This is a genomic window from Paenibacillus nasutitermitis (assembly GCF_014641075.1).
GTDB lineage: Bacteria > Bacillota > Bacilli > Paenibacillales > Paenibacillaceae > Paenibacillus_Z > Paenibacillus_Z nasutitermitis.
The window spans coordinates 874,672-886,759 of the sequence record NZ_BMHP01000003.1; the positions used below are offsets into that span (position 1 = coordinate 874,672).

At 41.9% G+C, this 12,088-nt stretch carries 9 protein-coding genes; 2 read left to right on the forward strand and 7 right to left on the reverse strand.

Annotated features, from left to right (window positions below; genetic code table 11):
- Positions 1–61: 61 nt before the first annotated feature.
- From IEY46_RS22715 to IEY46_RS22735, 5 genes are all read right to left on the reverse strand, one after another.
- On the reverse strand, positions 62–3,397 hold the full coding sequence (locus tag IEY46_RS22715) for a carbohydrate binding domain-containing protein (RefSeq protein ID WP_229750473.1): 3,336 nt from the start codon (positions 3,395–3,397) through the stop codon (positions 62–64).
- A gap of 43 nt (positions 3,398–3,440) precedes the next feature.
- Positions 3,441–5,063 carry a type 2 periplasmic-binding domain-containing protein gene (locus IEY46_RS22720; RefSeq protein ID WP_188995297.1) on the reverse strand — a complete coding sequence of 541 codons (1,623 nt, stop codon included), beginning with the start codon at positions 5,061–5,063 and terminating at the stop codon, positions 3,441–3,443.
- Positions 5,064–5,130: 67 nt separating this feature from the next.
- Positions 5,131–6,000 (reverse strand): carbohydrate ABC transporter permease, encoded by an 870-nt coding sequence (locus IEY46_RS22725; RefSeq protein WP_188995299.1) that lies wholly within the window; start codon positions 5,998–6,000, stop codon positions 5,131–5,133.
- Positions 6,000–6,935: an ABC transporter permease gene (locus IEY46_RS22730; protein ID WP_308422827.1), complete on the reverse strand. Its 936-nt coding sequence runs from the start codon at positions 6,933–6,935 to the stop codon at positions 6,000–6,002. The genes IEY46_RS22725 and IEY46_RS22730 overlap by 1 nt, the downstream gene beginning before the upstream one ends.
- 153 nt (positions 6,936–7,088) lie before the next feature.
- Positions 7,089–8,114 (reverse strand): SGNH/GDSL hydrolase family protein, encoded by a 1,026-nt coding sequence (locus tag IEY46_RS22735; RefSeq protein ID WP_188995302.1) that lies wholly within the window; start codon positions 8,112–8,114, stop codon positions 7,089–7,091.
- A 239-nt stretch (positions 8,115–8,353) separates the two neighbouring features.
- Here IEY46_RS22735 and IEY46_RS22740 point away from each other — a divergent pair, with 239 nt between their 5' ends.
- Together IEY46_RS22740 and IEY46_RS22745 are read left to right on the forward strand one after the other, a co-directional pair.
- Entirely contained in the window at positions 8,354–10,120 is a 1,767-nt protein-coding gene (locus IEY46_RS22740; RefSeq protein ID WP_188995304.1) for a cache domain-containing sensor histidine kinase, read from the forward strand.
- Between the two features lie 14 nt (positions 10,121–10,134).
- A complete protein-coding gene (locus IEY46_RS22745) occupies positions 10,135–10,899 on the forward strand; it encodes a response regulator transcription factor (protein WP_188995306.1) in 765 nt (254 codons plus the stop codon).
- 320 nt (positions 10,900–11,219) lie between these two features.
- On the opposite strand, the gene IEY46_RS22750 is transcribed toward IEY46_RS22745, so the two are convergent.
- Both IEY46_RS22750 and IEY46_RS22755 read right to left on the reverse strand, forming a co-directional pair.
- A complete protein-coding gene (locus IEY46_RS22750; RefSeq protein WP_188995308.1) occupies positions 11,220–11,612 on the reverse strand; it encodes a type II toxin-antitoxin system death-on-curing family toxin in 393 nt (130 codons plus the stop codon).
- A gap of 1 nt (position 11,613) precedes the next feature.
- The gene (locus tag IEY46_RS22755; protein WP_188995310.1) at positions 11,614–11,907 is read right to left on the reverse strand and encodes an AbrB/MazE/SpoVT family DNA-binding domain-containing protein; all 294 of its coding nucleotides are present in this window, start codon (positions 11,905–11,907) and stop codon (positions 11,614–11,616) included.
- Positions 11,908–12,088: the final 181 nt, after the last annotated feature.

Here is a 12,088-nt window from a genome sequence, read left to right on the forward strand (position 1 = left end):
CTCCATCTTTTAAACATGACCCGAGTTCCTTGTACTAGGAACTCAGGCCATACTTGTTTGATCACGGATTTAATAGTTCTTGCACATACAATTCATCGAACCAAGCCGTTCCATTTGTATGCGTACTTGAGCTCAGATAAACTTGCAGATACTTGGATAAACCTCCAGGTGTCACCGCTAACTCGTAATACTGCCATTCGGAATCGGGCTGAATGTCCTGATAAACATACTTAACTGATCCGACCTTATCTGCTTTGATCTCCCTCAAACCCATCTGTACAAGCCCAGTCGTCGATGCATTCTTCACCCAACCGCGCAACACGTATGTCGCACCAGGCTGAACGGGAATAAAGCCAGAGGAATTGATCACATTGAACGTATTCGTGCCGCCATCCGGAATTAATGCAACAGCATATTGCCCGTCATGCACCACATCTTGAACCCAGCTTCCTTGACGCATGAGCCAGCCATCCGGTGCAGCCCCAAGATTATTGGCCTGCTCAAAGCTTGGATTGTGCAACAAATTATAGCTAACAGTAACCGATAGTGGTAATGAATGAGTAACGTCGCCACCTGATTTAATGTTTATCGCCATCTCGTACTCCCCTTCAATCATGCTTAGGGGCAAATAAACTGAACCTGTTACCGTTGTATCCTGATGCCCTGCTAATACAAATGCTTCCGGTAATTGCATCGTCATGTCTGTTGGAAGCTGGTCTACTTCTAGTGAGATCTGCTGATCGTTTGCAACATGGTTCGAAATCGTTATATTAAACGCATAACTCCCATCCTTGTTCGCAATAATCTTTGCAGGCTCCACCTTGGCATCAAGGAGTTCCACATACTGATAGTAGCCCTCTTTTTCCACTGAAATGATAGTGCCTTGGTATTTATATTCCAATTTCAACACAAGGCGATAACGACCTTCTGGCACAGGCGCTTCGATTTGGAATGCAAATGCCTTCACTGCAGTTTCCTGTCCCTTAAGCTTGGCGATCGTCTGAGTCATCGGCTCCAGCGCGAAAACTTCAGGAAATTCTAATGTCAATTTCACATCTTTCATATGGCTATTGACCAAATTTAGAAGATTCACAGACACTTCATTCGATTGCATGGGACCGACTAGAATTTCATCTGCAAGCCTCATGTCCACTTCTATATTTGATCCCATGATCGGTGCAACATACGTTTCGATTTGCGTGAGTGCTAGCAACATCATTTCTTTCGTTGGCCCATTCGCCATGCTATTGACACGGCTTGTTAACTTCTCAATCGTTTTAAATACCTTCACCGTTTCCTTCACGACATCTGTCATGTTCGGATTGGGGGATCGCAACTTGGTCTGGATCACATTCAAGCTAAGTTTCAAACTTTGCATATGTGACAACCATTGCTGATCTGTTGAAAGCCCCTCTGTCTCATTAGCAGCATCCATTGCCTGTTCGATCAATGTTTCGTATGGAATGATGTGATATAAGAGTGCCTGATTCGCTTCTAACGACACTTGCAATGCATCAGCTTGACTATCCATTGAAGTATAGGAGTCTCCATACAATAGTTCTGCATGATAGCCAGTCAAACCTAATGGAATCGTTATCTGTTGTGATTCATCGCTCGTGTTAACCGCCATAGCGTACAGATGTCCTTCATCTTTCCATAAATTCCATCCGTCCACTTCTGACTTCCCGCTGCTGTGTAGTTCAGCTTCAGTGACTAGTCGGCCGATCAATGCTAGTTCTTCACTAAACTGTACCAAACCAGGCCAAAGTGCGGATTCCCGTAACTTGAATTCAAATTCATTAAGCGAATAATAAGCCAGTCCTTGTCCACCATTTACGATCGACTGATAGGCCATATTACGTACTTCATTAATCGTTGGGAGGTACGGATGGTTATAATTGTACATCGCTTGTAAAACAGTCCAAACGGGTTTATCATCGCCAGCAGCTTCTTTGCCTAATACGGTATGTTCCCCAACCAATGAAATAGGGAGATTAGGAAGTGGATAATAATCCGTTGCGAAAATATCAGTCAATTTAGCTGTAATATCATACGCCCATGTAATCGGTGCTTCAACCATATAGATCGGGTGCTTTTTATCAATGGATCGAATGATGCGATTCGCATTGATCAGCTCTTCCTTCGTCTTGCCATTGAGTATCGGTTCGTCCATGATCATCCATGCTAGTACAGCAGGATGATCTTTGAACCTCGTGACAAACTCTTCTGTCATGGCGGCATTTTCGTGTACTTTCATGCCGTTGTAGAGTACAACCATTAACTTCAGGCCATATTGCTCGGCAGTATCCAGCTCATTCTGTAATACTTCGGCATTATTCGTTCCACTGCTCTGCAGCACATTGATACCCGCTTGGCTAAGATACGGATAATCGCTTAGAGCTACATGGTAAGCACCTACGGCAAAGAAAGGCTCTCCATCTACCAACAGTGTGCCGTCATCCTGGATCATCGATGGTCGATCAAACCTGTAAATGGCTTCTTTCGCTGATTCCAAGAGGACATTCGCATTGTCCAAAACTTGTACTTCAACCTGGTAAGTTTCCTCCTTCACCATTTGCGATGGATCGAAGGGAAATGTAATCTGATCTTCCACAGCCGCCTGTGAATAAGTTGCTACAGTTACATTCGTTGCTTCATTATAAATGCGAACATCAACATGCTTGTCGCTGAGCTGCCCCGCAGGGGAGTCAAGTGTGACATTCACTTGGCCATCAGTCAGATGCGAATAGTAGATAATTTGGTCTGTGTTTAGTTCGATCATTGGTTTATGTTCTAGAAGTACGAAGGAAACATCATCGAAGTAAACCATGCCAGTGCCATATAGTCGCACATATACTTTGACTAATCCTGACTCAGGCGGTGCTGTATCTTGAAGCTCCAGATGCTGCCAATCGCCTGTTAACTGATTACTTGCCATGATAAATGTCTTATCGTGACCCAGAATATGATTTGCACTGACTGCTTCATTGCCTCTGTAATACTCCAATTTGAAGCCTATGCCTGAACCTTGCACACCCGCTGCCTTCAGCCATGCGGAAATGTTATAAGTCGCACCTTCTTCAAAAGGCACGATTTGCATAATCCAAGGGTTCGTAGGTTGTGTTGTTTGTATCCTCATTCCCTTCGTTCCACTTCGTGCTGCATCGGATGACAGAGAAACCTCTGGGTTCCCCCAGCCACCCGTGGCTTCCCAGTTATCTGGGATAGCCATGTCATATTGTTCGAATCCGCCATTCAACAATAGATCATCACCGATATCGGCAGCACTTGCTTGCGAAGTTCCTACTACCATCATCAGTACAACAGCAAAGCAGGCACACATTGAAACTCGAAGAATAGTCTGGATCGCGCTTTTCATAATGTTTGAAATTGACATATCCATCACTCCATGTTTAGGATAGTGTACGCATAACAAACCATCACTTACTGACTTGTGCATACCAATCACGTACACGTTTAGTCACTTCTTCTCCACCGCTCTTGTACCATTCATTCACGAACGAATCGAATTTCTCGATCGGATAGTCCCCAATAATAATCTTCGTCATCACTTCCTGATACAAGGTGTGATTTTGAATGTCCGCATACCCCTCATATACACTTGCCGGTAGACCGTCTCCAGCGATTGATTTAGAGTAGGCTTGATTGTCTTTCACAATTTGATTCCGCTGTTTGACGATCTTCAACGTCTCTTCATCAAGACCTTTCATTTCCAAGTCAAGCTGGGCTAATAAGGAATCCAAGTCAAATACAAAATTACCTACTATCTTAGCTGAATTACCTTCAAAGTCAGGTGGTAGAAGTACTTTCTCCCCATTGACAACCTCATGATCAACACCCTCAACGCCATATATGTTTTCTTCTCGATTGGCTGGATCATGGATCCAGTCTAATATCTTGAGTACATTGATGACTGTTTCTTCTCCTTTGTTAGCGATGACGAATTCTGGACGATTAATTTGTATATGTGTAACAAAACCCTCGTAACCATCAACTTTAGGAACAGGCATTGCGACCAAATTGACCTCTGGATTTATTTTTATGATATTATCAAGTGGTCCTGTCGTATTTTTATTAATGTGGAACCAGGCACCCATTCGATCGGAATTCATCTTGGCACTCCAATCGGCAGCACTGTTCAGGAATGTTTCATTATCTAGCAATTTCTTTTTATACATGTCTCGCAGGTTGAGAATGGCATCCCTCATATTCGAAGTGACACCAGAATAAGTAATCTCACCCTCATAAATGTCCCACATCGGGAAGCCTTCCCACATCGCTATACCATACATTCCAAATAAAACGTCCATCCAACGTCCAAATTCTCTACCCGATATTGGGATTTCATCATTGGGATCGCCATTGCCATTCGCATCTTGATCAAGAAATGCTTGCAAAACGTCCTCGAACTCTGCTTTCGTTGTTGGCACTTTCTTCCCTACGCGATCCAACCAATCTTGTCTAATGAATGAACCATAGCCCTGGTAAAGCTCAACCCTAGGCAAGTAAAATATTCTTCCTTGTCCTGTCGGATCTGACGTGCGCACAACATTCCATATTTCCTCAGGAATCGCATTCCAAATATGCGGCGCATATTTCGGTAAATAATCAGTCAAATCTGCCAAAGCACCTTGTGCGATTAATGTTCCTTCAATCCCTTGCCAAGGAATGAATGCATCCGGTAAGTCATTGCTGGCAATCCGTGTGTTTAGGCGCTGGATATAAGCTGTTCCACCTTCCCAAGGTACTAAAGGTGAAAAGTAACCTACCCCAACATTGTCGATCATCCATTTTGAATAAGGGGAGTCTTTCTCTAAAGCTTTTTTAAAGTTCCCACTATTCCCCCATATTTCGACATACGGAATCTCCTTTTCTATTTCCTTCCCTGCATTTTTTACCGGGTCTTTCGATTCACTCTGCCCATTCGTCTGTTCTTTAGATGTTTTACCTCCTGAATTATTGCTGCAACCAACGATGACCATACAAATAAGAACAAATAAGATGAACGGTTTGCTGATGTGGCTTTTACGACGTGTATTCATTTAACACTTCCCCTTCATTTTTATAATATGGTAAACAGTTGTGATCAACTGAGTACACCATACGGCATCATTTCACAGAGCCTAACATAGCACCCTTAACGAAATGTTTTTGCAAAAATGGATAGACGAGCAAGATAGGTATTGTAGCAAAAATAACGGTAGTAGCTTGCAAGGTCGTATTATTATAAGGTAATACTACTTTCGGCCCTTCAGCGATCATATCAGTGAAGATGATATATTCTCTTAATTTCAATTGCAGTGGATATAATGCTTGATCCTCTATAAACATTAGTGGTGTCATAAATTGATTCCAAATTCCTACCGCATAGAAAATTCCAAGTGTAGCTAACACCGCTTTCGATGAAGGAAGCACAATTCTAAACAGCAACCTGAAATAACCACAACCTTCTATCTGTGCTGCTTCCTCCAGCTCCTTCGGCATTCCTTTAAAGAAGGTTCGTATAATAATTAGATTAAAGGCGGATATCGTATGGGGAATGATGAGCACCCATATCGAGTTATACAATCCGTAAGAGCGAAGAGCCAAAAAGTAAGGAATGATAGGATAGCGGAAAATCATAGTAATCACAACCATGACCATTATTATTTTCGCTAATTTAAATTCGCCTTTCGCGAGCGGATAAGCCATTAAGGCAGTGACTAGCAAACATATGCACGTTCCTACAACCGTAGCGAACAACGTAAGTAGGAATGAATTCCATAGCGGCGCTTGCTTCAAAACATAAGACCAGGATTCCAGAGTAAATTGCACTGGCCAAAAATAAACTTCACCTGCATCGACTGGATTAGGCCCACTAAAACTTGTCGCTAACACTTTCGCAAACGGCATGAGCATCAGAAGGGATAGCAAGCCCAAAATAATCATATTGAGATAACGGAATAGGATATCCCCTAAGCTTTCTTTATATTGGGCCATTACCACAATCCACCCTCTTCCTGATATCTCCTTGCCAAACTGTTAAAAAATACAACGAGAATAATGCCGATCAGTGATTGAAAAAGTCCGATCGCTGTAGTTGAGCTGTACTGTCCTTGAATGATACCGACACGATACACATAAGTATCGATCACATCGCCAACAGGGTAGGTCATCGGTGAAAGCAAGTTATATATTTGGTCAAAGCTCAGATCTAGAAAATTCCCAATATTCAATAATAAAAGAACAACAATGGTAGGCATCAATAATGGCAACGTAATGTTAAACATTTGGCGTAATCGACTCGCTCCATCAGCCATCGCTGCTTCATATATTTCTGGATTAATACTGCTGATCGCTGCCAGCAATATAATGGTTCCCCAACCCGCCTCTTTCCATATGCTGGTCAAGATTAAGATCATGCGAAAGTAAGCTTCACTCTGCATAAACAAAAACGCTTCAAATCCAAGCAATTCACGAACAGAATTAACGATACCTGAAAGAGAAAGAAATTGAACGGTAAGCGCAGAGATAATAACCCAAGAAAAGAAATGAGGCACATAATAAATCGTTTGCAACGTTCTTTTGTAAGCTAAATGTCTGATCTCATTGAATAGTAAAGCTAGAAAGATCGGAACAGGAAATACAAAAACAATATTATAAAATCCAATAATCGCCGTATTTTTTAACACACGCCAAAATTGCGCATACGAAAACAATGATTCAAAATGTTTGAAGCCCACAAAAGGACTACCCAAAATGCCTTTAAAAATCATGTAATCTTGAAAGGCAATAATGATACCCCCTAGGGGAATATATCGAAACATAATAAAGTAGAGCACTCCAGGAAAAACCATTAAATAGAGTGCTTTGTATTTCCGTATGTTCTTGATCCATCCTTCCTTCTCAAGATGGACTTTAGTTACAGTTCGCAATGTTACTACCCCTTTCACAGTGTTTGTAGGACGACTTTATTTGTTTGCGTTTACATGTTACCATCCACAAACATCTCGTAGAAATGAGTCATTCGTTAGTGTTTGGTATGACAAATGTTAGTATGCGCTTATATTTAGCAGCAGAGAATTATTCTATTTGCCATTCAATAATTTCAAAAATGCCTGCAAGTAAAGCTCGTGTCCGTAGTCATTTGGATGATTAATATTGTTTAGCAGCAAGCTTCCAGGCGTTTTGCCAGCAGCAAGTTCTGTTTCCCACACTGCATAGGTGTTAGCCACTCCAATGCTATGCCTTATCCCCAGCTCACATAGTGCGGCAGCGTAATCAATCGTTCTCCCACTCGTACGTTGCCAGTCTGGATTCGGGGAACAGGGGGTAACTAAAATAATGTCACAGGAAGTTCGATCACGAAGCAATGTGATCATCGCTTCCATATTTTCAATAAATTGAGGTAATGGTACAGCACTAGCTTGCCCTTTGGTAGATATACTCTGATCATTCATACCGTACCCTATCGTTACTAAATCCGGTCGTGTTGGAATGACATCATGCTCTATCCTGGCCAAACCGCCACTGCTTGTCTCACCACCGACCGCTTGATTCGATAGGATGATGTCCGCTCCCGACGCAGTGCCGTATTGCTCATATAAATAACGCGATACCCGGCTGAAAAAGGCCCACTTCTTGGCACTTGCTTCACCCCCTGTACTGATGCTATCACCTAAAACAGTGTAGGTCGCTTGCTCACCTGCTTGAAGCTTGGCCATCGTCTGTGGCAAAATAGATGAGGCTATATCAGGGTCTATTTCTCCTTCAGAATGGTCTGCTAGGTAATCATATTGCACATAAACCGTATAAGCTTGATTGCTATAATCAGCGTACAATGTATGGTCAAAACGTTTTACACCAAACATGGGGTGCAATGACCAATCTAGAATACGACTGTTTGGCGTGCGACTTATGACCCCACGTTCATAATCGACCACATAATCCTCATGTTTTTGAAATATCACATATTCATCATTCGTGTTCTCCTTTACAGCCTGGCTTCTGACCACAAATGCCCCCCGACGCAATGGTTTATATCGTAACTTCAATGCTTCTTCACCCACAAAAACAAAAGATTCAGCACGTTGTTGTTTAATCAACTCACTCATCAACCTTATCTCCCTTAAATGCGATCCATTTATATCGTCAACTCAGATGTCTATTGCAGATTGCCCTGCTCTGTTTTAAATTGTAGCCCTATCAAATATTGATTGAAATACGACAATCTTTATGATTTAGTACGACATCTATTAGGTAGCGCTTTCAAATCTCCTCATTAGCCTTGTCAACCTTCAATATCTCTTCTATACTATTGCTACGTTTCATAATGAATTGGGGAGAATGGCGGATGCTAAGATTTATTTGGAAGCGGATACAAATTACTAGCTTCTTCAAGAAGCTATTCCTGTACTTTCTCGTATTGTGCATTATTCCGTTGCTAATCATCATCCATACTCTATATTCGCAAGGAAAAACAACGATCAAGGCCGCCACCACCGATTTTATTCAATTGTATGTATCACAACTGAACACAACCTTGAACAACTATCTCCTTCAAATCGATTATACTTCGAGAAGCATATTCAGCGATTATGGCATGATTGCCTATTTGCAAGAAGAATCCGTCTATTCAACGGGAGAGAGAATAGATAATAATCTATTGATTTCCCGTCAGCTCATTCGATTTGCCGATCAATTGCCCTATGTTGAGGGGGTTTTAATTATTAGCAATGAAGGAAAACAATATTCTACCGGTAATATTAGTGCGCTTACAGACTATCAATCACTTCTAGAGCAAAGATGGATTCAGGATATTGTGCAAGCCGGCGGACAGCTCGTCATAGCTCCCTACTATATCAAGACCATGCTAAAGGAGCAGCAGTTTGACGTGTTTACTGCAGGCCGCCTCATCAAGGATCAGCAAGGCGTTGCAGCGGGCGTTATCTTATTCGAGCTTTCCTCCGCAAGTCTGATCACCATCGACAACCAACTATTCGAGCTTCGCGACCAGTACCAGGCCCAAATATTGGTTCACAGTAAAAATGACGAGCTTCTGTTTGAGATGAACCCAGAGTATGAAAAGTCCTCTGTAGACCAATTAAACGCTCAGTCTTCCGCGCCTGATAGCTCGATATTAAGCATTACTAACCGTTCCCCCGCTACAGGAATTAGCGTTACCGTACACGTTCCGACCAATAGACTATATAAACAGCTGGATCATTATAAAAATTTATCCTTCCTTATTACGTTGCTTGTGCTGGTCATTATCATCCCCGCATCGATTTGGATCAGTTATCAAATTACAAAACCGATTCAACGATTATTTTATAACATGAAGCATGTTGAAGAAGGGTTTTATCACCCCATTCTCGAGACTAACCGTTCAGACGAGCTGGGTACATTAACCAGGCACTATAACCAGATGATTGGCAAGATCAAGCACCTGATTGAAGATGTGTTGTCAGCCGAAATCAAACACAATGAAGCCCGATTTCTCGCACTACAAAATCAGATTAATCCACACTGGTTGAACAACACGTTGGAATCAATCCGAATGGAAGCACAATTGAACAATTCTCCTGGAGTAGCCAAGATGATCCAAACACTTGGCAGACTATTTCAGCTTGGCCTCAATAAATCGAATCGCACGAATCTGATTCGTGATGAAATCGAATATATTCAAACTTATATCGCTCTGCAAAACATTCGATTCGACAATCGCTTCCATCTTTATACTGAGCTCGATGAACAACTGCTTGATGTCCATATTCCCAAGATGATCTTCCAGCCTTTGATTGAGAACAGCATTATACACGGCTTTCTGAAACATGATCGCGATTATAGCATTTTCATTGAAGGGAGCTGTGAAGAAGAATTATTCAGCATTTCCATCAGAGACAATGGGGAAGGAATGACCGAGGAGAAGCTGGCACAATTACAGAAGCGCTTGTATTCACGAGGCGCCGAGGTGGAAGAATCGGATTCTCTGGGGCTAAGGAATATCATTGAGCGTTTGCAATTGCATTATGGCGATGACCTGATAGTAAGCATGAATTCCTTCCCGGGCGAAGGAACGGTTATTTCCTTCTCCTTCCCGCCAATCAAACTTGAGTGATAAGGAGCCCTGTTATGTATAAAGTGCTTTTAGTTGATGACGAGAACAGAATCACTCGCGGCTTACAGCAAATCATTCCTTGGAAACAGTTAAATTGCATCGTAGCCGGCACAGCTTACAATGGCGAAGCAGGCTTGAAGCTAGCTGAAGAAATCAAACCGGATATCATGATTACCGATATCAATATGCCCTATATGGATGGTCTTGAAATGATCGCTGCGCTCAAAAAAAATCATCATACGACTAAATTTATCATTCTAAGCGGCTATTCGGATTTCAAATACGCCCAAAGAGGTATTCAAATCGGCATCCAAAATTATGTGCTTAAACCTGTAGACGAAATCGAATTGGAGAATAGCATTAAAGAGGTCATTAAGGATATAGAACAAGAACGATACAACAAAGATCAGCTTGCAAATATGCACCCCCCCTTGTATGCTTCGCATCTTCAAGAGCGTCATCAAACAGGTGTCATCAAGGATATCCAAGATTATATGGTTGAACACTATGCCAGCAACTTGACGTTAATTTCCATAGCCGATGCCTTCTTTATTAATCCCAGCTATTTAAGCCAGTTATTCATGAAAAAAACGAACACGACCTTCCTTCAGTATTTAACCAATATTCGGATTAAGAAAGCCGAGGAGCTGTTAAAGAAAACCGACCTAAAAGTGTATGAAATTAGCAGTCAGGTCGGATATAAGGATTCCAAATACTTCAGTAAAATGTTCGAGAGGACCATCGGTGCGAAGCCTGTCGATTACAGAAATCAAAACTGAAAGTTGGGGTCGGAAAAAGAAGCAAGCCTCATAAGCCCATAATTAGCGCTCGAAAGGTTATATCGTATTGTAGCGGATAAGAATATTCCTGAGATCCAAAAAACATCAGCAGCTATGTAGAAAAAGTTATCGTCTACAAAGATTACGCAGAGGTCATATTGAAAATACAAGTAATAGAAAGCGAAAATCCACAACCTCGTGCGGTTGTGGATTTTCTAGATGGAGGCGAAGGGAGTCGAACCCCTGTCCGAAATTAACGCCACACAGGCATCTGCGGGTATAGTCACGTTTTTGATGTCACCCCGCAAGCGCCCTATGAATCATCTGTCTACAGAATACTCTTTCAAAATAAATGCAGTCGTCTCCAACGAATGAATTCCTTTTGCAATATCTACTATGAACTCCACAGCATACACACGTTCCATTCCTAGATGTTTCCCATTTATCATAAGAAATGATTTGGTAACCAGATAGGCTGTACGTTTATTGCCATTGTGGAAGCAATGATTCTTGACCAGGGACTCTAATAAGGCCGCGGCTTTGTCAAATAAATTTGGATACGCATCTTCTCCAAAAACACATTGCTGAGGTCTATGTACCGCAGATTCCAACAGGCCATGATCCTTCACACCTGCTTGGTCTGCGTCATTCATTTTTTTCATCATGAAGTAGTGGGCTGAAATAACCTCTTCTTTGGTTAGGAATGTTGTCATTTCATCGGTCCCTTAAATCCTCAAGGATACCTTCATCTTCTTCAAACACGTCAAAAAAAGCTTCAAGAACCTCTGGTCTTACATTCTCAGGGAGCTGCCCTTGCCGAGCCTTTTTCAATACTACTTCACCACGATCGTTTTCAATAAATTCGAGCTCATCCCCTTGTGTGACATTTAATTTTTCGGCCAGTCTTTTTGGAAGGCTTACTCCCAGGCTGTTGCCCATTCGCCCTATCTTGCGGGAAAAACGCATCACATTCGGTTTATCATTTGTCACTTTGACCACACCATTCATTGATATTCCCCTCTCTATAAGTATGATCCACGCTCAACCCGTTATACCTTATAACTGTAATAACATTTTAACGTATGTACATTTTAGCAAATTTCACTATAAATATAAAGTCTTTGACCGCAATGACTGGCATCGTAAGCGATACCTGAGGCTCCCTGCTGCCCGATCTCAGGCTCGTAAG